The 21,563-nt window shown below is 69.7% G+C and carries 19 protein-coding genes, 1 rRNA gene and 1 riboswitch; of the genes, 5 read left to right on the top strand and 15 right to left on the bottom strand.

The window, feature by feature from the left end; all coding sequences use genetic code 11:
• Positions 1–132: 132 nt before the first annotated feature.
• Positions 133–780: a PadR family transcriptional regulator gene (locus tag H305_RS49755; protein WP_063611312.1), complete on the bottom strand. Its 648-nt coding sequence runs from the start codon at positions 778–780 to the stop codon at positions 133–135.
• A 138-nt stretch (positions 781–918) separates the two neighbouring features.
• Between H305_RS49755 and H305_RS0111400 the strand changes: the two genes are divergently transcribed.
• A complete protein-coding gene (locus tag H305_RS0111400) occupies positions 919–1,728 on the top strand; it encodes a PhzF family phenazine biosynthesis protein (protein ID WP_028800497.1) in 810 nt (269 codons plus the stop codon).
• Between the two features lie 176 nt (positions 1,729–1,904).
• Here the strand turns inward: H305_RS0111400 and H305_RS0111405 are convergent, their stop codons facing one another.
• Positions 1,905–2,705 (bottom strand): CPBP family intramembrane glutamic endopeptidase, encoded by an 801-nt coding sequence (locus H305_RS0111405; protein WP_028800498.1) that lies wholly within the window; start codon positions 2,703–2,705, stop codon positions 1,905–1,907.
• 223 nt (positions 2,706–2,928) lie between these two features.
• On the opposite strand from H305_RS0111405, the gene H305_RS53340 reads away from it, so the two are divergent.
• The gene (locus H305_RS53340) at positions 2,929–3,162 is read left to right on the top strand and encodes a hypothetical protein (protein ID WP_158690515.1); all 234 of its coding nucleotides are present in this window, start codon (positions 2,929–2,931) and stop codon (positions 3,160–3,162) included.
• Between the two features lie 25 nt (positions 3,163–3,187).
• On the opposite strand, the gene H305_RS0111415 is transcribed toward H305_RS53340, so the two are convergent.
• Positions 3,188–4,705 carry a glutamate--cysteine ligase gene (locus tag H305_RS0111415; RefSeq protein ID WP_028800499.1) on the bottom strand — a complete coding sequence of 506 codons (1,518 nt, stop codon included), beginning with the start codon at positions 4,703–4,705 and terminating at the stop codon, positions 3,188–3,190.
• A 512-nt stretch (positions 4,706–5,217) separates the two neighbouring features.
• On the opposite strand from H305_RS0111415, the gene H305_RS0111420 reads away from it, so the two are divergent.
• Together H305_RS0111420 and H305_RS0111425 are read left to right on the top strand one after the other, a co-directional pair.
• Positions 5,218–5,802: a hypothetical protein gene (locus H305_RS0111420; RefSeq protein ID WP_028800500.1), complete on the top strand. Its 585-nt coding sequence runs from the start codon at positions 5,218–5,220 to the stop codon at positions 5,800–5,802.
• Positions 5,803–6,245: 443 nt separating this feature from the next.
• Entirely contained in the window at positions 6,246–6,452 is a 207-nt protein-coding gene (locus H305_RS0111425; protein ID WP_028800501.1) for a DUF5999 family protein, read from the top strand.
• 129 nt (positions 6,453–6,581) lie between these two features.
• Here H305_RS0111425 and gcvP read toward each other — a convergent pair whose 3' ends face one another.
• Positions 6,582–9,467: an aminomethyl-transferring glycine dehydrogenase gene (gene gcvP, locus H305_RS0111430; RefSeq protein ID WP_028800502.1), complete on the bottom strand. Its 2,886-nt coding sequence runs from the start codon at positions 9,465–9,467 to the stop codon at positions 6,582–6,584.
• 174 nt (positions 9,468–9,641) lie between these two features.
• Positions 9,642–9,737, bottom strand: a riboswitch (glycine riboswitch).
• 113 nt (positions 9,738–9,850) lie between these two features.
• Between gcvP and H305_RS0111435 the strand changes: the two genes are divergently transcribed.
• Entirely contained in the window at positions 9,851–10,225 is a 375-nt protein-coding gene (locus H305_RS0111435) for a PRC-barrel domain-containing protein (protein WP_028800503.1), read from the top strand.
• Here H305_RS0111435 and H305_RS0111440 read toward each other — a convergent pair.
• The 11 genes from H305_RS0111440 to rrf form a co-directional block, all read right to left on the bottom strand.
• The gene (locus H305_RS0111440; protein WP_028800504.1) at positions 10,144–11,607 is read right to left on the bottom strand and encodes a DNA polymerase IV; all 1,464 of its coding nucleotides are present in this window, start codon (positions 11,605–11,607) and stop codon (positions 10,144–10,146) included. The two genes, H305_RS0111435 and H305_RS0111440, sit on opposite strands and share 82 nt — an antisense overlap.
• 104 nt (positions 11,608–11,711) lie before the next feature.
• Positions 11,712–12,386, bottom strand: coding sequence for a MerR family transcriptional regulator (locus tag H305_RS0111445; protein WP_199791382.1), 675 nt, complete (start codon positions 12,384–12,386; stop codon positions 11,712–11,714).
• A 241-nt stretch (positions 12,387–12,627) separates the two neighbouring features.
• Positions 12,628–13,101 carry a bifunctional nuclease family protein gene (locus H305_RS0111450; RefSeq protein ID WP_006123076.1) on the bottom strand — a complete coding sequence of 158 codons (474 nt, stop codon included), beginning with the start codon at positions 13,099–13,101 and terminating at the stop codon, positions 12,628–12,630.
• A gap of 86 nt (positions 13,102–13,187) precedes the next feature.
• A complete protein-coding gene (locus H305_RS0111455; protein WP_028800506.1) occupies positions 13,188–13,943 on the bottom strand; it encodes a MerR family transcriptional regulator in 756 nt (251 codons plus the stop codon).
• Positions 13,944–13,985: 42 nt separating this feature from the next.
• Positions 13,986–14,954 (bottom strand): FHA domain-containing protein, encoded by a 969-nt coding sequence (locus H305_RS50470; RefSeq protein ID WP_078628988.1) that lies wholly within the window; start codon positions 14,952–14,954, stop codon positions 13,986–13,988.
• A gap of 61 nt (positions 14,955–15,015) precedes the next feature.
• Complete coding sequence (locus tag H305_RS0111465; protein ID WP_028800508.1) at positions 15,016–15,855, bottom strand: DUF881 domain-containing protein; 840 nt, start codon at positions 15,853–15,855, stop codon at positions 15,016–15,018.
• A 731-nt stretch (positions 15,856–16,586) separates the two neighbouring features.
• Positions 16,587–16,919: a small basic family protein gene (locus H305_RS0111470; protein WP_003988855.1), complete on the bottom strand. Its 333-nt coding sequence runs from the start codon at positions 16,917–16,919 to the stop codon at positions 16,587–16,589.
• Positions 16,916–17,818, bottom strand: coding sequence for a DUF881 domain-containing protein (locus H305_RS0111475; RefSeq protein WP_107439998.1), 903 nt, complete (start codon positions 17,816–17,818; stop codon positions 16,916–16,918). The genes H305_RS0111470 and H305_RS0111475 overlap by 4 nt, the downstream gene beginning before the upstream one ends.
• A gap of 89 nt (positions 17,819–17,907) precedes the next feature.
• Positions 17,908–20,403 carry a mannose-1-phosphate guanyltransferase gene (locus H305_RS0111480; protein WP_028800510.1) on the bottom strand — a complete coding sequence of 832 codons (2,496 nt, stop codon included), beginning with the start codon at positions 20,401–20,403 and terminating at the stop codon, positions 17,908–17,910.
• A 116-nt stretch (positions 20,404–20,519) separates the two neighbouring features.
• On the bottom strand, positions 20,520–21,128 hold the full coding sequence (locus H305_RS0111485; RefSeq protein WP_028800511.1) for a CDP-alcohol phosphatidyltransferase family protein: 609 nt from the start codon (positions 21,126–21,128) through the stop codon (positions 20,520–20,522).
• Positions 21,129–21,294: 166 nt separating this feature from the next.
• Positions 21,295–21,411: ribosomal RNA gene (gene rrf / locus H305_RS0111490) — 5S ribosomal RNA — on the bottom strand.
• Positions 21,412–21,563 lie beyond the last annotated feature (152 nt).

Raw genomic sequence — 21,563 nt, forward strand, 5'->3', positions numbered from 1 at the left:
CTCCCGGCTCGCTCGGACACGGCGCTCAAGGACAGCCCCTGCAAAATCGTTCTCCCGGGCCGAGGCACACATGGACGGCGCCCCGCGGAATCGTGTCGTCCGCGGGGCGCCGTCCGTTGTCACAGCGTGCCATCAGTCCTCGTCGGCGAGGATCAGGTACAGCTTCTTGCGGGCTTCGTTGATGACCACCAGCGCCTTGTCGCGCTGGTCCTTGCTGCCGGTCTTCCAGACCTGGCCGAAGGCCTCCATGAGACCGAAGCCGGCCTGCCGGATCTCGTGCAGCGTCTCCCAGTCGACCCCGCGCCCGGCCTCTTCCCACGGCGCGTCGGGCCCCTCGTCCGCCGCGGCGCGGCCGGACTCGGTGAGCGAGAACAGCTTCTTGCCGCCCTCGGCCGCACTGACGATCAGCCCCTCGTCCTCCAGCAGTTGGAGGGTCGGGTAGACCGAACCGGGGCTGGGCTTCCACGCCCCGCCGCTGCGCTCGGCGATCTCCTGGATCATCTCGTAACCATGCATGGGCCGGTCCTTGAGCAGGGCCAGAATCGACGCGCGTACGTCGCCGCGCCGCGCCCTGCCGCGCGGTCCGCCCCGACCGCCACGCCCGCCCCAGGGACCGGGGCCGAAGCCCGGCCCCCCGAAGCCGGGGCCGCCGGGACCACCCGGCCCGAAGGGCCCGAACGCCCTGCGCCGCCCCTCGAAGCCGCCCCGACCCCGATGGCCGGGGCCGCCGTGGTGTCCATGTCCGTGTTCGTATCCGAAGTCTTCTCCACGGGAACGCATCGCCATCACTCCATTCCATCGTTGATCGATCGCGATGCCTCAACGATATATCGGAACAGTTCGGCTGACAATCCTCCGGGTCCAGATACTCGTGATTGGCCTTGTTCCGCCGCTCCGGCCTGCGGCTAGCGTCGGGCCATGCGGATTCGAATCGTCGACGCCTTCACCGACCGACCCTTCGCCGGCAACCCGGCCGGGGTCGTCCTCCTCGACTCCTTCCCCGACGACGCCTGGCTCCAGAACGTCGCTCTCGAGGTCAACCACGCCGAGACGGCGTTCGCCCACCGCCTGCCCGAGGGCGGCGAGGCCGACTGGGCGCTGCGCTGGTTCACGCCCGCCACCGAGGTCGCCATGTGCGGGCACGCGACGCTGGCGACCGCGCACGTCCTGCACAGCACGGGCACGCACCGGGGCCCGGTGCGGTTCGCGACGCTCAGTGGCGTCCTCGTCGCGACACCGCAGGAGGACGGTTCGATCACCCTGGACTTCCCGACCGCGCCGCTCACGCCGGTCGACGTCCCCGACGGCGTCGCCGAGGCACTGGGCGCCGAACCGCTCGCGGCCTGCGACACCGGTCCACAGGTCGGCGACCTGGTGGTCGAACTCGCCGACGAGAAGACGGTCCTGGGCCTAGCCCCCGACCACAAGGGGCTCTCCCGCCACTCCCGGCGCGGCATCATCGCGACCGCCCGCGCCGAGGACGCCTCCCGCGGCTACGACTTCGTCTCGCGCTGCTTCTTCCCGAACGTCGGCATCGACGAGGACGCGGTCACCGGCAGCGCCCACACGGCCCTCGCCCCGTACTGGTCCGAGCGCCTGGGCCTGCCCGACCTCACCGGCCTCCAGGCCTCCCGCCGCTCCGGCCTCGTCCGCACCGGGCTGCGCGGGGACCGCACACTCCTGACCGGCCGCGCGGTCACGGTCATCGAGGGCGAGCTGCTGGCCTGAGGGCACGGCTCACGGCGCGGCTCGCGACACGGCTCGCGACACGGCTCACGGCACGGCGAGAAGGGGCGTACGGACCTGCCGTTCGCCCCGCGCCGCCGGTCACCGGGCACCCTCGCCGGCGCACGTCGCCGGCAGCGGGGGCGTCAGGCCTGTGCCCCCGCACCGCCCTGCCGCGCTCAGGCCGTCGGCAGCCACCCCACCTTCCCGGCCAGCAGCGCGTACCCGACGAAGGCACCGATGTCGAGCAGCGAGTGGGCCACCACGAGCGGGCCGACCCGTCCCCAGCGCCGGTACAGGTAGACGAAGACGACGCCCATGACCATGTTGCCGATGAACCCGCCGATGCCCTGGTAGAGGTGGTACGAGCCGCGCAGCACCGCGCTCGCCACCAGCGCGGTCCCCGGCGTCCAGCCCAACTGCCCCAGCCTGCGCAGCAGATAGCCGACGACGATGACCTCCTCCAGCACTGCGTTCTGCACGGCCGAAAGGATCAGCACCGGGTACTTCCACCACACGTCGGGCAGCGCCTCCGGCACCACCGTGAGGTTGAAGCCGAGCCCCCGGGCCGCCAGGTAGAAGGCGATGCCCGTACTGCCGATCACCGCCGCGACGCCCGCCCCGCGGCCGAGGTCCGGCCACGGGCGCGTGCGGTCGAAGCCGATGGCGCGCAGCCCCGTGCCCTCCCGCAGCAGGAAGTGCGCGACGAGCGCCACCGGCACCAGGGCCGACGCGATCCCGAAGAGCTGCCAGGCCAGATCGAGCCACGGCCGGCCGGGTGCGGCCGAGGCGTTGAGGGTGGCCGCCTGGTCCTTCAGACCCCCCGGTTTGGTGACTGATCCGACAAAGCTGATCAGCGCGGACACCCCACTCGCACCGAGCGAGAGCCCCAGAACGAGCAGCGTCTCGTCCCGCAGAATCCGCCGTGTCAGCCCCTCCTTCGGAAAGGAATCGGCCACCGACCCCGCCTCCACCTGCACTCCCGCCTCCAGTTGAGTAATCCCGCCGCATCCCCATCTTGACCCCGCCAGGGTCTCGAAAGAAGTTACGAAGATCGTGCGCGACAGGCCGTCCAGGGGACGGACACCGTACGGGGCGCACCTCCCCCTTCCCCTGTCTTACGGCCGTTTCGCGGCTCGGGGGTCAAAAGGGAGGACGCCACCGTCATGGGGCGTCCCAGCTTGCCCGACGAGTACGGGCCGGGTGCCGCCGACCCCCGCCACGCGCGCGCCGCCGCACTCGACCGGCTGCAACGGCTCACCGCCCCGCAGCGGCCGGGTAGCGATGGTCGCGATCGCGGTGGGTCCCGACGCCGACAGGCAGGAGATGGAGCAGATCGCCAGGGGGACCGACGGCTCGGGCCATCAGGTCGGCGACCCGTCGCAGATCCACTCGCGGATCCTGACGGCGATCATGGCGGCGGGCAGCCGAAGCTGACCCGCCCCGTGAACCGGCGGTCCGATCAGCCGAGCGGCACCGGTTCCGGCAGCCCGACCGGCCAGGTGTGCACCGGCTCGCCGAGATGCATCAGCTCGCCGTAACGCCGTGTGGTCGCGGCCAGCGCGGCCTCCCGGCTGAGCCCCTTCTCCAGGGCCCGGTGGAAGGTGGCCGCCTGCCACGTCGCTCCGTTGGTGCGCAGCCGGCACCGGTCCTCGATCACCCCCAGGTAGAGGTCGCGGTCCGCGGGTTCGACACCCCAGGCGTCCAGCCCGGCGGCGGCCAGCGGCAGCAGCTCGTCACGGACCAGGTTGACCACGTCCACCTGGGTCGTCCCGCCGTACCGGCCCCGCCGCGGCCATTCCAGACGGGCGTCGATGCCGTGCCTGCAGGCGGCGTCGAAGTTCGCGGCCGCCGACTCGAAGGACAGTCGCGTCCACACGGGCCGCGACTCCTCGGCGAGCGCGCGGACGAGCCCGTAGTAGAAGGCCGCGTTGGCGATCACGTCGACGACGGTGGGGCCGGCGGGCAGGACCCGGTTCTCGACGCGCAGGTGGGGGACGCCGTCGGCGATGCCGTACACGGGCCTGTTCCAGCGGTACACCGTGCCGTTGTGCAGCACGAGTTCGGCGAGCTTGGGGGTGCCTCCGCCGTCCAGGACGGCCTGCGGGTCCTCGTCGTCGCAGATCGGCAGCAGCGGAGGGAAGAAGCGCAGGTTCTCCTCGAACAGCTCGTACGCCGAGGAGATCCATCGCTCGCCGAACCAGGTGCGCGGCCTGACCCCCTGGGCCTGCAACTCGGGCGGCCGGGTGTCCGTGGACTGCTGGAAGAGCGGGGGCCGCGACTCACGCCACAGCTCGTGACCGAACAGGAAGGGCGAGTTGGCCCCCACGGCGACCTGCGCGGCGGCCACCGCCTGCGCGGCGTTCCACACGTCCGCGAACCGGCCCGGGGTGACCTGGAGATGCAGTTGCACCGAGGTGCACGCGGCTTCGGGCGCGATGGAACGCGACCTGCACACCAGGCGCTCGATGCCGTCGATGTCCAGGGCGAAGTCCTCTCCCCGGGCGGCCACGATCTGATCGTTGAGCAGCGTGTAACGGTCGACGTCCGACAGATTGGCAAGGACCAGGTGGCGCTGGCCGAGCGTCGGCAGAATGCCGATCATCACGATTCCGGCATCGACCTCGCCGGCTTTTCGGTGCGCGTACGCGAGTGAGGTGCGCAGCTCCTCGGCGAGCCGGTCGAATACCCGGTCACCGAGCCGGTGTGGGGCTATGTTGACTTCCAGGTTGAACATGGCGAGTTCTGTTTGGAAATCGCGGCTCGCAATGCGATCGAGTACTTGCGCATTCATCATTCTGGGCATGCCGTCCGGTCCTGCGAGATTCAACTCGATCTCCAGGCCCATCAGATTCTTGGGGCGATCGAACCTCTTCTCCTCCAGCAGTCGCTCCAGCACCGTCAGACACTGGCGGAGCTTGTCGCGGTGGCGCTGGCGATCGGACAGGTCGAACGGCCCTGCCACGACCTTCTCCCCCATCGAAGTGTCCCTCCTCGGATGGGCGGCCGATGCTCCGGCCCCTGGCGTCCCGGGTCACGTGGGATGATGCCCCGGCATCGCCATTCATAACGCCCCCGGACGAGCTCGCGGACCGCTAGGCTGGAGTCCGGGCCCCGGGCACATTCACGAGGCATGCGGCAATGTGCAAGTTACGGCCCGACATGATCTCGTGAAAAACGCCGACGCGAATCGGCCGACCGCTTCGGCGAAGCGTTCCGAGGTCATCGCGCCGCCCTCGCGCCGAATCGGGATGAACCTCCTCGTTTCATCGACCGAATAGCGCCTTGTTCTTCATATTCGGGACGGCTAGACGAAACACCGTCTGAACACGTGTCGTATAAACTCCGCAAACGAGGCAGAGAATTGGCGCTCGCGGTCGTGGAACCTGTCGGCAGATCCAGACCCCACGCCCCCTCTGACCCCGAGAGCTGACAGCGCCGTCCGCCCCCGCCCTCGTGCCGCCATGCCTGTCGAATGAGAGGCGACCCACCATGCCGCTGCATGTCCCCCCGGCTCCCGCGCCCGCCCTTCGCACCGTCCTCATGGCACTCGGTTCCCCCACCGCAGTCCGCGAGGCCCGCACCCCGTCCCTGCGTCTGGCCCAGGGGCCCGTCACACCCGAACTCCCGCTGCCCGTGCACGTCCTGGACCGGACCACTCCCGAGGGCGCGCCTGCCACCCGGCTCGCCGGCTGGCGCTTCCTGATCCGCAGCGGCGACCGCGCGGTCGCCGCGGCCGACACCATGCTGACGCCCGACGGCTGGGCGTTCTCCCGCTTCTTCGAGGGCCCGTACATCACCGCGACCGAACGCGCGGTGCGTCAGGCCGAGTCCATGCAGCAGCCGTACCAGGCACGCCTGCTGTCCGTGCCCGAGCTGTACATGCTCACGCTCTGGCTGCACGGCGACTGCACCGCGGACGCCGCCACCGGACTCCCCGTCGCCACCGACCTCCTCGTCCCGCTGGCTCCGGCGCCGCCCGGCATCGCCGCACACCGTCCGCACAGCGTCGCCGAGCTGCTGCCGGTGCTCACCCACCGGCTCACTCCCGCACCGCTGCTCATCACGCCCGCGTAGGACCGCGACCACCCCGCCCGCACGGGCGGACACCCTCGCGAACCGCGCACGACAGGCACCGGCTCCCGTGCCCCGCCGCTGCTCCGCCGGCCGCGGGGCACGCCGCTGCGCGCCGCCCGTCCCAGACCGCCGCGCGAGCGCGCTCGTCGGTGCTCCACGGCGCTCGTACGAGGCAGGACATGCCCGGCGCCCCGACCGGACTAGCCCTATTCGGCCACCCCGAACCACCCGAAGAGACAGTGCAGTTGGGATGAACCGTCCGCACGGGTGATGCGTCATCAACCTGTAAGAAGCGGTGCCGCGAAATCCCTGCGGATTGACGTCCGTAGAGCAACACTGGTTTCCAGACCACACACCAACGGGGGGCGGCCATGACCTCATCGAGCCGCGGGACAGACACCACAGCCATCACTCACATCTCGACCCAGCGAAAGATCCCATCCATGTGCCAGCACCAGCCACCGTGTCCGTCAGCCGAGTCAGCCGATCGGGAGTCCGCCCGTCTCGCGGCGCATCACCCGGAGCAGGGATGGAGCCTGCTGTGCAACGGCGTTCTGCTCTTCGAGGACACCGGTGAGCTCCTGCCCGACGGCCAGATCATCGCCCCCCACCGCCCCCTGGGCAGCGCACAGGTGATGACGGCCGCCTGAGGCACCACGGGTCGCAGGCACGCGGCCCGGACACACGAGGGGCCGGCCCGGAGACGTACTCTCCGAACCGGCCCCGACGCATGTCCGTGGGCGACTACTCCTCGTAGCCGCCCGCGTCCGCCGTGTCGATCAGTCCTCGTAGGCGTCCAGCGGCGGGCAGGAGCAGACGAGGTTCCGGTCGCCGTACGCCTGGTCGATGCGGCGCACCGGCGGCCAGTACTTGTCCGCGGCCGAGACACCGGCCGGGAAGACGGCCTCCTCGCGCGAGTACGCGTGGGTCCACTCGCCACCGAGCGCGGCGGCGGTGTGCGGGGCGCCCCGCAGCGGATTGTCGTCGACCGCCCACTCACCCGAGCCGACCTTCTCGATCTCGGCGCGAATCGCGATCATCGCGTCGCAGAACCGGTCGAGCTCGCCCAGGTCCTCGGACTCGGTCGGCTCGATCATCAGCGTCCCCGCCACCGGGAACGACATCGTCGGCGCGTGGAAGCCGTAGTCGATCAGGCGCTTGGCGATGTCGTCGACGCTCACGCCGGTCGCCTTGGTCAGCGGGCGCAGGTCGATGATGCACTCGTGCGCCACCAGCCCGCCCGGACCGGTGTAGAGCACCGGGTAGTGCGGCTCCAGACGCTTGGCGATGTAGTTCGCGGACAGCACGGCCACCTGCGTGGCGCGCTTGAGGCCCTCGCCGCCCATGAGCCGGACGTAGGCCCAGGAGATCGGCAGGATGCCCGCGGAGCCCCACGGAGCGGCCGAGATCGGGCCCACACCGGTCTCCGGACCGGCCGCGGGCTGCAGGGGGTGGTTGGGCAGGTACGGCGCCAGGTGCGCGCGCACGCCGACCGGGCCGACGCCCGGGCCGCCGCCGCCGTGCGGGATGCAGAACGTCTTGTGCAGGTTGAGGTGCGAGACGTCACCGCCGAAGTGCCCCGGCTTGGCAAGACCCACCAGCGCGTTGAGGTTGGCACCGTCGACGTAGACCTGACCGCCGGCCTCGTGGACCTGCGCGCAGATGTCGGCGACGTGCTCCTCGAACACTCCGTGCGTCGAGGGGTACGTGATCATCAGTACGGCGAGTTCGTCACGGTACTGCTCGATCTTGGCACGCAGGTCCTCGACGTCGACCTCGCCGTCGTCCGCGGTCTTGACGACCACGACCTTCATGCCGGCCATCACGGCGCTCGCGGCGTTGGTGCCGTGCGCGGAGGACGGGATGAGGCAGACGGTGCGCTGCTCGTCGCCGTTGGCCCGGTGGTAGCCGCGGACGGCCAGCAGACCGGCCAGCTCGCCCTGCGAACCGGCGTTGGGCTGGAGCGAGACCTTGTCGTACCCGGTGACCTCGGCGAGCCGCTCCTCGAGCTCCGTGATCAGCGTGAGGTAGCCCTGTGCCTGCTCGGCCGGGACGAAGGGGTGCAGCTGGCCGAACTCGGGCCAGGTGACCGGCTCCATCTCCGTGGTCGCGTTGAGCTTCATCGTGCATGAGCCCAGCGGGATCATGCCGCGGTCGAGCGCGTAGTCGCGGTCGGACAGCTTGCGCAGGTAGCGCAGCATCGCGGTCTCGGAGCGGTACTGGTGGAACACCGGGTGGGTGAGGTAGTCGTCGGTGCGCAGCAGCGCGTCCGGCAGGGTGTCCTCGGCGGTGGCGTCCAGCGCCTCGACGTCGCCCTCGACACCGAACGCGCTCCACACGGCGCCGAGCTCACGGCGCGTGGTGGTCTCGTCGCAGGACATCGACACGTGGTCGGCGTCCGCCTGGTGGAGGTTGACGCCGTGCTCGCGGGCGGCGGCGACGATCTCCGCGGCCCTGCCCGGGACCCGTACGGTCAGTGTGTCGAAGTACGCACCGTGCACGACCTCGACCCCGCCCGCCGTCAGACCCGCGGCGAGCACGGTGGCGTACCGGTGGGTGCGTCGCGCGATGGTCCGCAGACCGTCGGGGCCGTGGTAGACGGCGTACATGCCGGCCATCACGGCGAGCAGCACCTGAGCGGTGCAGATGTTGCTGGTGGCCTTCTCCCGCCGGATGTGCTGCTCGCGCGTCTGCAGTGCGAGGCGGTACGCCTTGTGTCCGTCGGCGTCGACGGACACACCGACCAGGCGACCGGGCAGGCTGCGGGCGAACTTCTCCTGGACCGCCATGTAGCCGGCGTGCGGACCGCCGAAGCCCATCGGCACACCGAAGCGCTGCGTCGTACCGACGGCGATGTCGGCGCCGAGCTCACCCGGCGAGGTGAGCAGGGTCAGGGCGAGGAGGTCGGCGGCCACGGTGACCACCGCGCCGAGCTCGTGGGCCTGGTCGACGACCGCCTTGATGTCGCGTACGGCACCGGAGGCGCCGGGGTACTGGAGCAGTACGCCGTTGATGTCGCGCTCGGCGATCTCGGCCGGGATGCCTTCGCTGAGGTCGGCGACGACGACCTCGACGCCGGTCGGCTCCGCTCGGGTCTCGATGACGGCGATGGTCTGCGGCAGGGCGTCCGCGTCGACCAGGAAGAGGCCCTTCTTGTTCTTGCCCATGCGCCGGGACAGCGCCATCGCCTCGGCGGCGGCGGTGCCCTCGTCGAGCAGCGAGGCGCCCGAGGTCGGGAGCCCGGTCAGCTCGGCGACGACGGTCTGGAAGTTGAGGAGCGCCTCCAGGCGGCCCTGCGAGATCTCCGGCTGGTACGGCGTGTACGCGGTGTACCAGGCCGGGTTCTCCATGACATTGCGCAGGATCACCGGCGGCGTGAACGTGCCGTGATAACCGAGGCCGATCATCGAACCGAGCACCTCGTTGCGGTCCGCGAGGGAACGCAGCTCGGCGAGGACCTCCGCCTCGGTACGCGCGCCGGGAAGCTTCAGCGCCTCGGCATTCTTGATCACGTCCGGCACCGCGGCGGCCGTCAGATCGTCGAGCGAGCCGTATCCGACGTGGGCGAGCATCTTGGCCCTGGCCTCGATGTCGGGCCCGATGTGGCGCTGCTCGAAGGGGATTCCCTGTTCGAGCTCGGAGAGCGGAATGCGGTGGGCGGTCATTGCGGAGGCCTCCTGGTCTGACGCGACCTTCGAGGGGCACCCCGGCACGGGTACCCCGACGGCCTCCCCCTCTGTCATCTCAACCTGAGAGCTTCACCGGCCCGTCCGACGTGCCGGTTTTCACCGTCGGTGAGAGCGGAAGCCGTCGGCGACCGCCCTGCTTTCCAGAGTGACCTCGTCCGTGCGGTACGTGAGCCTGAGAGATTCCGGGGAGGATTTGCTCCTTCGGCGCCTCCGATGAAGTCTGGAGGACTCTCCCGCACGGGGTCAGCAGCCGCTGTCAGCCTACCAGCGAGGACAGGACACGATCCTTCGAGTGGCCGCCTGCCTGAATGTGCTCTTTTGTAGTGCTTACGAATGAGTTGCGACCAAGTGGAGGGCCCGTGCAGACCGACATCGATCCGCGCAACCTGATCGGCCGCAAGGCGTTCGACCGCAATGGCACCAAGATCGGCACGATCGACGAGGTGTACCTCGACGACGCGACCGGCGTACCGGAGTGGGCGGCCATACGCACCGGCCTCTTCAGCAGGGACGCTTTCGTGCCCCTTGAGCCCAGTGAACTCGTGGAAGGGGCCCTGCGCATCCCCTTCGACCGGGCTCTGATCAAGGACGCTCCCGACTTCGGCGTGGGCCGGCACCTCTCGCCCGAGCAGGAGCTCCAGCTCTACCACCACTACGGACTCGACGTGGCGGCCCCCTCCCCGCCTCCGCCGGACCGTGACTTCGGCAAGGTCGCGGGCTCGGACGAGCCCTGACCTGGATGCTCCGACGCGTCCGGGACGACCACCGGAACGACCAGGGGCAGCGGATCGGCCGGCTCCAGCTCGGGGTCGTCGGTCCGGAACGTCTTGACCCGCCCCGGCGCGGAGTAGGGCGTCTCGAACCGCACCGTGACCCGACCCAGGCCGCTGCCCTGGACCCAGCCGTGCCCGTGCTCGGCGTGCCGCACGTCGTGCCCGGCGGGCCACCGGCGCTCGGCGAGCGCCTCCGGTGATGCCCCGGACTCGCGTGACCCCTCGTAGGCGGGGTGCTCCTGGTCGGGAAGCTCCTCCGCCGCGGCATGGGCCTGCGCCTGCGCGAACAGGTCCTCCTGTGTGTAGTCGGCGAGCCCGGAGACTCCGACCCCCAGCAGCCGGACGCCACCGGTCGTGTCCACGGCCTCCAGGAGCCGCGCGGCGGCCTCCCGCACGACCGCAGGATCGTCCGTGGGCCCCCGCAGCGTCTCGGACCGGGTGAGCGTCGAGAAGTCGTACCTCCGCACCTTCAGGACGATGGTCCGCCCCGACAGTCCCGCCCCGCGCAGCCGCTGCACGCAGCGGTCGGCGAGCCGCTGCACCTCCAGACCGACCCGCATCCGGTCGTGGATGTCCACGTCGTAGGTGTCCTCGACCGAGACGGACTTCGTCTCCCGCTCGGCGACCACGGGCCGCTCGTCGTGCGCCAGCGCCATCGCGTACAGCGCGTGTCCGTGCGCCTTTCCCAGCAGCCGTACGAGCTCGTCCTCGCCGGCCTCGGCGATCTCCTCGACCGTGGTGATCCCGGCCCGCCGCAGATGGTCCCCGGTCGCGGGACCCACGCCGGGCAGCGTCCGCACCGACATCGGCCCCAACAGCGCGCGCTCGGTGCCGGGCTCTATCAGGACCAGTCCGTCGGGCTTGGCCTGCTCCGAGGCGATCTTCGCGAGCATCTTGGACGCGGCGAGCCCCACCGATCCCGTGAGTCCCGTGACGGCACGGATGTCCGCGCGCAGCTTCACCCCGGCGAGCCGTGCGGAGCCCGCGTCCCAGGCCGCGCCCCCCGCTTCCAGGTCCACGAATGCCTCGTCCAGGCTCAGCGGCTCCACCAGGGGCGACAGGGCCCGCAGCAGCGCCATCACCTGCTCGCTGACCTCCTTGTAGAGGCTGAAGCGGGGCACGAGATACGCGGCGTTCGGTGCGAGGCGGCGGGCCTGGGCCATGGGCATCGCCGAGTGGACACCGAAGACCCGGGCCTCGTACGACGCGGTGGCGACGACTCCACGCGGTCCGAGCCCACCCACGACGACGGCTTTTCCGCGCAGGCTCGGCTTGGACGCCTGTTCCGCCGAGGCGAAGAAGGCATCCATGTCGAGATGCAGGATGGTGGGCGCGGTTCTCACATGTCCGATGCTGCACCACGCCACTGACAATGCCCCTGCGAGGCCCGCCGCTCACGGGACGGCCCGTGGAGCGGCGCGCCCCTCGCGCGGGGACGCTCAGGGGGTCACACAGCCCGGTTGCGCCGTCGCGCCAGCTCGTCCGCGGGGTTGTGCCCGACGAGCGTCTCGCCGGTGTCCACACGCTCTCCGTGCAGCTGCGACAGGGCACCCTCGACGTCCCGCCACACCACTCCCACGGCGATCCCGAAGACCCCTTGGCCGCCCTGGAGCAGCGCGTGGACGTCGTCGGGCGAGGTGCACTCGTAGACGGTCGCGCCGTCGCTCATCAGCGTCATCCGCTCCAGGTCCCGGAAGCCGCGCTCCCTGAGGTGCTGCACCGTGGTGCGGATGTTCTGCAGCGACACGCCGGTGTCGAGGAACCGCTTGACGATCTTAAGGACGACGACGTCACGGAAGCTGTAGAGCCGCTGCGTCCCGGATCCATAGGCGGGCCGCACGCTCGGCTCGACGAGCCCGGTCCTCGCCCAGTAGTCCAGTTGCCGGTAGGTGATGCCCGCGGCGGCACATGCCGTGGGACCGCGGTAGCCGATCTCCTCGGAAACGGCCCCTGCCTCGTCCGGCACCGCCGTCGGCCGCATCGGAGCATGCTCGCCCGTGCTGCCGTGGTCGGGGTACCCCCTGCTCGAGCGGAGCCGAGCGCTGGTGGGAGGGTACGGGCCGCTCTCCCCCAGACCGTGTCCGGGGGCACCCCCAGCCGTACCGTCGCCGCTGTTTCTCACGCCGACCTCCGTCCTTGACCTGCCTTCTCGACGGTAGGCAGTCACCACCGGTGCGTCAACGATCGCCACACTCGGCACGCCGAGTGATAATCACCCTAAGAGTGGTTTCTCGTGCCCCACCGCGGGGAAAGGCTAGCCGAATGCTCCCCGCTCGGCCCGCGGCGCACCACACTGGCCACGGGCAATTGCCGCCGGGACCGGCGCACCTGCGCGGACACCGCCGATGGGCGGTGGCGGGGCCTCACTGGCTGTTGGTGCCGAAGTCCTCGGGCGAGATCTGGTCGAGGAACTCGCGGAACTTCTCCACCTCGTCCTCCTGCTCGTCCGGGATCGCGATGCCGGCGTCGTCGAGCACGCCGTCGCTGCCGTAGATCGGCGTTCCGGTGCGCAGTGCCAGCGCTATGGCGTCGGAGGGCCGTGCGCTGACCTCGACCCCGCTGGCGAAGACCAGCTCCGCGTAGAAGACGCCCTCACGCAGGTCCGTGATGCGTACCTCGGTGAGCTCCTGACCCACGGCCTCCAGCACGTCCTTGAACAGGTCGTGGGTCAGCGGTCGTGCGGGGGCCATGCCCTGCTGGGCGAAGGCGATCGCGGTCGCCTCCCCCGGTCCGATCCAGATGGGGAGGTACCGGTCGCCTCCCACTTCACGCAGAAGCACGATCGGTTGGTTGGAGGGCATTTCGACCCGGACACCTACGACATCGAGCTCGTTCACACAGCAACCCTAGGCCGTGCCCGGGACGTTTGGGTAGTCGGGCACAGAACGGGTGGACGATCCGGAGCCCCGGCCGACGCCCCGGTTCAGGGCAGTCGTACGCCCAGCGCGGTCTGCACGAGCGCCGCGTGCAGTTTCACCGTGAGCCCCGCGAGCTCCTTGGTACGGGCCTCCGCGTGCGCCCGCGTCTGCGGGTTGCGATGGCGCCGCAGCGGGGCCACCACCTGGTCGACGAGCCCCGCGTCACGCTCCGCGGCGGCCTTCATCGCACGCAGATGGCGTGGCTCGATCCCGAACCGCCCCAGCTCGACGACCAGACTCGCGACGGTCACCGCCTCGGCGTCGTACACGCCGTCCGCCAGCGGTGCGATCAGCCCGTACGACTCCCACTCCGCCAGGTCGCGCTCGTCGATCTCCGCGGCGGCCAGCAGCTCGGCACGGCCCACACGGGCCGCCGTGGGCGCCTCGGGCTCGCCCATGAAGTCGCCCAGGGGTTCGCCGTCCCCCGCGTCGCGCTGACGGCCCGCGGACGGCAGACGCACGGGCTCACCGCGCTCCAGGGCCTCCAGGTGCTGGCGGATCACCTTGAGGGGCAGATAGTGGTCCCGCTGCATCCTCAGGACGTGCCCGAGGCGCTCGACGTCGTGGGCACTGAACTTGCGGTACCCCGAGGGGGTCCGTCGCGGCTCGACGAGCCCCTCCGACTCCAGGAACCTGATCTTGGAGATGGTGACTTCGGGGAACTCGTCGCGCAGTGCGTTCAGCACCACACCGATGCTCATCAGCCCATTGTCCGTGGCGGCGGTACCGCTGCCGGCACCGCCGCTCGGTCTTTGAAGCATGGACCTTCCCTGGGGTCCCCCCTGACGGAGTCTGGGGGAGGGTCAGATGGCCCGCTGGCTCGCGTAGAAGACCAGCCGGTACTTGCCGATCTGCACCTCGTCACCGTTCGCCAGAGCTACCTGGTCGATCCGCTCGCGGTTGACGTACGTGCCGTTCAGGCTGCCGACGTCGGCCACCGTGAACGAGCCGTCCGCCGCGCGCCGGAACTCCACGTGGCGACGCGAGACCGTCACGTCGTCCAGGAAGATGTCGCTCTGCGGATGACGCCCCGCCGTGGTCAGCTCGCCGTCCAGCAGGAAGCGGCTGCCCGAGTTCGGGCCGCGGCGCACCACCAGGAGCGCCGAGCCGAGCGGCAGCGCGTCGACGGCCGCCTGCGCCTCCGGGGAGAGCATCGGCGACGGCGTCTGACCCGTCACCTCGGCGTCGTAGGCCTCGATGCCGGAGATGGAGATCGTGGACGTCGTCTCGGACGGACGCTCGGCGCCGCCCCGCAGCGGCGCACCGCAGTTGGAACAGAACCGGCTGTTCTCGGCGTTGCGGTTACCGCACCTCGTACACACCAGGGCCATGGACGGATCCTCCTGCCGCGGCTGCCCACCGGGGGCATGGGACGCATACGGGCCGGAGGCAAACCCTCCACCCGCACCTGAGGTTGACGGATCCCCGAAACCTATGCGGCCGGACTGGGCAGGGTCAACAGACGGCGCGCCCTGACCACCGGAATTGTCACCACCCGGACCAGCGACCTGGTCACGGAACAGCGGGCGGTCGCCGCCGTGGGCCTCCGCGTCTCCCTGGCGCGGTGCACGGTGCCGGGCGGTGGCGTTGTCACCGCTGCCCTCTCGCGCGCTCTTGCCGAACAACTTCGCAAACAACTTCACGGGCGATTCCCCTTGACCGAAACAGACCCGCCCGTGGGGCAGGACGAACCCTGATTGAACACACCGGTCGACCCGGACATCCTCACAACGTCCGTATCCACCAGACAGTTTCCACCACGCACCACCCAATCGGTGCGCCGACCCCCCGCAACCTCATGCCCTCGCCGGACGACCCTCATGCGACCCCGGCTCACTGGGAGGACGACCGAGCGTAGTCAGGCCGCTTCGCCGGTCGCAAGGCGTCCACCACGATCTTGGTCGCACGGTCCACCGTCACGGTGGCCTGCTCCTTCTCCAGTGTCTGCACCACACCTCCGGGGATGTTCAGCGCCGGCTCCAGGTCCTGCGGCTTGCCGATGACCTTGAAACGATAGGGCTGGGCGATCTTGTTCCCGTCGACCTTCACTCCGCCGTCGAAATCGCTCAGGAAGGTGTTGGCGACGACGCGTACGCCGTTCACCTGGATCGCCTCCGCGCCGGCCGCGCGCAGCTCCTGGACCGCGTCGAGCAGCATGTCCGCCTTGACCGTCCCTTTCGCATCGTCGATCGTCACGGTGATGCCGGGCCCCTGCGCCGCCACGGTGCCCGCCAGAATGCCGAGTTGTTTCTCCTTCTCGACCGTCTGCTTGCGAGCCTCCTCCGCCTGGTTCGAGCTGTTCTCCAGCTCGGTGCGCTGATCTTCGAGACCCTGCTTCTCGTCCTCAAGACGCTGAGTTCGGTTGTCGAGTTCATCGAGGATGCGTACGAGATCTTCCTGACGTGCTCCGCGCAGGGCGCTGCCGCTGTCGCTGTTGGAGGCGACCTGGACGGCGAGACCGAATCCAAGGCCGAACAGCAGCAGGGCGACGATGAGTTGGGCACGCGACACACGCGGCGGCCACAGTCCGTCGACCAGGCGCTGACGTCCGGTCATCGAGGGCCCTGCGCCCTCTTCATCCTGATGTGAGCCGGAATTTCCGGAATGAGCCGCGGCGGGTACTTCTTGGGGAAGTTCCTTGCGCAGCCGGTTCTCCGGAGCGCCGGACGGCAGGACGTTGGGCGGGGGCTCGGAGTTCCTGGACGGCTGCGGGCTATCGAAGGGCCGGACGGGCTGCGGCGGCCGCGCCGACTGCGACTGCTGTACCGGACGCGGCTGCTGGGCAGGACCCGGCCGCTGCGCAGGGCGGGGCTGCTGCGCGGAACCCGGCTGCTGCGTGCCTTGAGCCGGCCGAGCCGGGTGCGCGGGCCGGCCCCCCTGTCCTGGCTGCACCGGGCGCCCGGGCTGAGCACCCTGAGGGGGGCGGACCGGCTGCGACTGCCTCGGACCCTGAGCCGGCCCTCCCGGCTGCGGCGGCTGGGCGCCCTGCGCCGGTCGCGCGGACTGCGGCTGCTGGGCGCTCTGCGTCGGTCCCGCGGGCTGTGGCCCCTCCGCGTCCTCGGGCAGCCGGAAGCGCTGAGAAGGCCGAACTGGATGAGTCGACTGGGCAGGCCGGGGCTGCTGGGGAGCCTGAGGCGGCGTGGGGTTCCCTGCCGGCCGACGGTCCTCCGCGCGCCCCTCGTTCCCGGAGGAAGCGGGGTTCTGGACAGGCCTCCGCCCCTCGGGAGACCTGGGGTCCGCAGCAGAGGTGGTGTCCGCGGCTGGCCTGCGCTCCCCGGCAGACCTGGGGTCCGCGGCGGGCCTCCGCTCCTCGGGCGGTGTCCGGCCCTCGACGGGCCGCTCGCTCTCGGAGGGCTTCGGGTTCTCGGAAGCCTGGGGGTTCTCGTCCTCGTTGCTCATCGGCCTCACGCCCGGAACACGTGCCGACGGATCGCCGCGGCGTTGGAGAAGATGCGGATGCCGAGGACGACCACGACACCCGTGGAGAGCTGCGCGCCGACGCCCAACTTGTCGCCCAGGAAGACGATCAGCGCGGCCACGACCACGTTCGACAGGAACGACACCACGAAGACCTTGTCGTCGAAGATCCCGTCGAGCATCGCCCGCAGACCGCCGAACACGGCGTCGAGCGCCGCCACGACGGCGATCGGGAGGTAAGGCTCGACGACCGCCGGAACCTCGGGCCGGACCAACAGTCCGGCCACGACTCCCACGACGAGGCCCAGTACGGCGATCACGATGTGCCCTTCTCTGTGCTCGGCTGTGCTGTACGTACGATCACACTCGGTGCGGCGGACAACCGGATGTCGTCCTCGACGGAAATGCCGGTCCGGATGCCGTAGTTCTCCTGCAGCGCATGCAGATACAACCCGTCGGCGCTGTTCTGGAACCTGGTGCTGAGGCGCTTGCCGTCCCCCACCGCGAGCACCGTGTACGGCGGCACCAGCGGCTTGTTGTCGACCAGTATCGCGTCTCCCGCGGCACGGATCGCCGACAGGGCTGTCAGACGCTGTCCGTTGATGGCGATGGCCTCCGCGCCCGACTCCCACAGGCCGTTGACGACGCGCTGCATGTCACGGTCGCGGACGCGGCCGGTGTCGGAGAACCCGGAGGTCTCCCGCGGGTTCCCGCCGCCCCCCGTACTGGCTTCCTTGGCGTCGTTCACGACGAGCTTCACCCCCGGGCCGTGCACATCGGTCGCGCCCGACAGGATGCTCACCAGGTCGGCCTGGTCACCGCCGCTCTTCTTGAGCGCCTCACGCTGCCGGGCGTTCACGTCGGCTCGCAGGGAGTCGACGGTGCTCTCCAGCTTGTCCGCGGTCCTGGTCTCGCGTTCGACCCGGTCGATGAGCTCCTGGCGCTCCTTGGCGACGACCGGGGCGGCTATGCGTGCGTTCGCCGCGCCCACGGTGACCACGAGGGCCGCGAGAACGAGGCCGACGGCGAGCCCCAGCTTCGCCCGGACCGTCTTCGGCATGCCGCCGGCGCCCTCGGCCTGTTTGCGGGCGGCTGCCTCGGCGTATCCGTCGTCGAGGCTGTGGTCCATGACGTTGGTGAGCAGCGACATGGAGGCGTCCGGGCGCGGGGGGCGTGGAGCGCTGCTCCGAACGGGGGGCTGCTGCGGCATGCCGCACATCGTCGCACGTCGTGGGTGCTACCTCCGAATGGCCCCACCGACGTGCCGGACAGGCCCCCTTGGGGGCACTTGTCCGGCACGCGCGCGTGCTACCGGCCGGCGCTGTCCACGACCGCCGCCCACTCGTCGAGCAGGGCCTCCGCGGAGGCGTCGTCCGGGCCTTCGGCCCACAGATGTGTGACGGCCTCCGCGGGGTCCGGGAGTACCATCACCCAGCGTCCGTCGCTCTCCACGACACGTACGCCGTCGGTGGTGTCCACGAACCGGTCTCCGGCCTCCTCCACGACACGGCGCATCACGAGGCCCTTGACGGCCCAGGGAGTCGCCAGGTCACGCTTGAGGACGTGCGCCCGCGGAATCCGCGCGTCGATCTGGCTCAGGGTGAGCTGGGTCCGTGCCACGAGCCCGATGAGCCGTACGAAGGCGGCCGCGCCGTCGAACACGCTGCTGAACTCGGGAATGATGAAGCCGCCGCGCCCGTCCCCGCCGAAGATCGTCGACTCTTCGCCGCCGACCCGTGTCAGGTCGTCGGGCGACGTGGTCGTCCACTCCACTTGCGTGCCGTGATACGCGGCCACCTGCTCGGCGATCCGCGTGGTCGTCACCGGGAGCGCCACCCGCCCGCTACGCCGTTCCGCCGCCACCAGGTCGAGCATGACCAGCAGCGCGCGGTCGTCCTCGACGATCCGCCCCTTCTCGTCGACGAGGGAGAGCCGCTCGCCCACCGGGTCGAAGCGCACCCCGAACGCGGCGCGGGCCGACGCGACGATCTCGCCGAGGCGCACCAGCCCGGCCCGCCGGGTGTCCGCCGTCTCCGTCGGCCTGGACTCGTCGAGACCGGGGTTGATGGTCAGCGAGTCCACCCCGAGCTTGCCGAGGAGGCTGGGCAGCACCAGCCCGGCGCTGCCGTTCGAGGCGTCCACGACGACCTTCAACCCGGATTCCGCGATCCCGGTGGTGTCGACGTTCCTCAGCAGTGATCCGGTGTACGAGTCGAAGACGCTGGCCGGGAAGTACAGGTCCCCGATCTCACCGGGGAACGCGCGCCGATACTCCTGCCGCGCGAAGACCCTGTCGAGCTTGCGCTGTCCGCCCTGCGACAGGTCGGCGCCCTGGCCGTCGAAGAACATGATGTCGACGGAGTCCGGCACCCCTGGTGTGGTGCGGATCATGATGCCGCCGGCACTGCCCCTGGCGGTCTGCTGCCGGGCCACCGGCAGCGGCACGTTCTCCAGGTCGCGTACGTCGATGGCGCTGGCCTGGAGTGCCGAGATCACCGCGCGCTTCAGCGCTCGCGCACCTCGGGAGTGGTCACGGGCCGTCGTGACCGTGGAGCCCTTCTTGAGGGTTGTCGCGTAGGCGCCGGCGAGCCGCACGGCGAGTTCCGGAGTGATCTCCACGTTCAGGATTCCGGTGACCCCTCGGGCGCCGAAGAGATGCGCCTGACCCCGCGACTCCCAGATCACCGAGGTGTTGACGAAGGCACCGGCCTCGATGGTCTTGAACGGGTAGACGCGGACGTTGCCCTGGATGATCGATTCTTCGCCTACGAGGCACTCGTCGCCGATGACGGCCCCGTCCTCGATCCGCGCGGCCCGCATGATGTCGGTGTTCTTGCCGATGACGCAGCCGCGGAGGTTGCTGTGCTGACCGATGTACACGTTGTCGTGCACGACGGCCCGGTGGAGGAAGGCACCGCTCTTGACGACGACGTTGGAGCCGACCACGGTGTGTTCGCGGATTTCGGCGTTCGCTTCGACCTTGGCGTAGTCGCCGATGTAGAGCGGTCCCCGCAGCACGGCGTCGGGGTGCACCTCTGCCCCCTCGGCGACCCATACGCCGGGGGAGATCTCGAAGCCGTCGAGTTCGACCTCGACCTTGCCTTCCAGGACGTCGGCCTGCGCCTTCACGTAGCTCTCGTGGGTGCCGACGTCCTCCCAGTAGCCCTCGGCGATATAGCCGTAGATGGGCCTGCCTTCCTTCATCAGCTGTGGGAAGACGTCACCGGACCAGTCGACCGGCACATCGGCCTCGACGTAGCTGAAGACTTCGGGCTCCATGACGTAGATGCCCGTATTCACGGTGTCGGAGAAGACCTGACCCCAGGTCGGCTTCTCGAGGAAGCGCTCGACCTTGCCCTCTTCGTCCACGATGGTGATGCCGAATTCCAGCGGATTCGGCACGCGCGTCAGGCAGACGGTGACGAGCGCGCCCTTTTCCTTGTGGAAATTGATGAGCTCCGTGAGATCGAAGTCGGTCAACGCGTCACCGGAGATCACGAGGAAAGCGTCGTCCTTCAGCGCCTCTTCGGCGTTCTTGACGCTCCCGGCAGTACCGAGTGGCTTCTCCTCATTGGCATAAGTGAGCTCCATGCCGAGCTCTTCGCCGTCGCCGAAGTAGTTCTTGACGAGTGACGCCAGGAACTGAACGGTAACGACGGTCTCGCTGAGCCCATGCCTTTTCAGCAGCCTGAGCACATGCTCCATGATCGGGCGATTCACCACAGGCAGGAGCGGCTTGGGCATGCTCGAGGTCATGGGGCGAAGGCGTGTGCCTTCGCCTCCGGCCATCACGACGGCCTTCATGTCGGAAGCGTCCTCCTTGAAGAGACGACGGTCTAGCCGACTTCACCCGTCCAGATTGTCCCGCAAATTTCGAGCGCGGGCCATCGGAGCGTCTTCGCTACCGAGTCGGGCCGAGCTCAATCGGCCATGGCGTCCGCCCTGACAAGCCGGCGGACCTGTACCACGTAGAGGACTCCTGCCCACCAATACAGGGTTGTACCCCACCCTGCGAACGCCCATCCGAAAACAGCGGCGAGTGACGCGATCCATCCGCTTCCATCACTCAGCAACAGCAACGGGAAGGCGTACATGAGGTTGAACGTGGCCGCCTTGCCGAGGAAGTTCACCTGCGGCGGCGGATAGCCGCGCCGACGGAGGATGCCGACCATCACCAGGAGAACCAGCTCGCGCGCCAGAAGTACGGCCGTCAACCAGAGTGGGAGAATCTCGCGCCAGGTGAGACCGACGAGGGTGGACAGAATGTAGAGCCTGTCGGCGGCGGGATCGAGCAGCCGGCCGAGACTGCTGATCTGGTTCCAGCGACGTGCGAGCTTGCCGTCGAGGTAGTCGCTGATACCGCTCAGCATGAGCACGAGCAGCGCCCAGCCGTCGCTCTTGGGGCCGCCGAACTCCGGCCTGAGGATCAGCCACAGGAAGACGGGTACACCGACCAGGCGCGCCATGCTGAGGATGTTCGGGATGGTGAGGACCCGGTCCGTCTGGACACGGGTCTCCTGGACCTCCACCCGGGGGCCTCCTGTGGGAAAAATAAGCCGATGATGCCCCCTGACCTTACCCGCAGCCTTCGAGCCGCGGTGCGGTGGGGGCGGAGCACCCCGACGGAAGCACTCCACAACGCAAAAAAGCTCCGGCTCTCGGGCTGTGTGCCCGAGAGCCGGAGCTCCAATATTTGTTCGGCGGCGTCCTACTCTCCCACAGGGTCCCCCCTGCAGTACCATCGGCGCTGTAAGGCTTAGCTTCCGGGTTCGGAATGTAACCGGGCGTTTCCCTCACGCTATGACCACCGAAACACTATGAAACTGTCAACCGCACCATAGCCGTGGCCCGACTACGGGGTTGTTCGTGGTTTCAGAACCAACACAGTGGACGCGAGCAACTGAGGACAAGCCCTCGGCCTATTAGTACCAGTCACCTCCACGCCTTACGGCGCTTCCAGATCT

It is taken from the genome of Streptomyces sp. 142MFCol3.1 (assembly GCF_000424945.1).
In the GTDB taxonomy this organism is placed as follows: domain Bacteria; phylum Actinomycetota; class Actinomycetes; order Streptomycetales; family Streptomycetaceae; genus Streptomyces; species Streptomyces siamensis.

Excerpts from the sequence above, each read along its gene's own strand:
- H305_RS49755 (WP_063611312.1), bottom strand. The coding sequence starts at position 780 with ATGCGTTCCCGTGGAGAAGACTTCGGATACGAACACGGACATGGACAC.
- H305_RS0111400 (WP_028800497.1), top strand. The coding sequence starts at position 919 with ATGCGGATTCGAATCGTCGACGCCTTCACCGACCGACCCTTCGCCGGC.
- H305_RS0111415 (WP_028800499.1), bottom strand. The coding sequence starts at position 4,705 with ATGGGGGAGAAGGTCGTGGCAGGGCCGTTCGACCTGTCCGATCGCCAG.
- H305_RS0111420 (WP_028800500.1), top strand. The coding sequence starts at position 5,218 with ATGCCGCTGCATGTCCCCCCGGCTCCCGCGCCCGCCCTTCGCACCGTC.
- H305_RS0111425 (WP_028800501.1), top strand. The coding sequence starts at position 6,246 with ATGTGCCAGCACCAGCCACCGTGTCCGTCAGCCGAGTCAGCCGATCGG.
- gcvP (WP_028800502.1), bottom strand. The coding sequence starts at position 9,467 with ATGACCGCCCACCGCATTCCGCTCTCCGAGCTCGAACAGGGAATCCCC.
- H305_RS0111455 (WP_028800506.1), bottom strand. The coding sequence starts at position 13,943 with ATGCTTCAAAGACCGAGCGGCGGTGCCGGCAGCGGTACCGCCGCCACG.
- H305_RS0111475 (WP_107439998.1), bottom strand. The coding sequence starts at position 17,818 with ATGTGCGGCATGCCGCAGCAGCCCCCCGTTCGGAGCAGCGCTCCACGC.
- H305_RS0111480 (WP_028800510.1), bottom strand. The coding sequence starts at position 20,403 with ATGAAGGCCGTCGTGATGGCCGGAGGCGAAGGCACACGCCTTCGCCCC.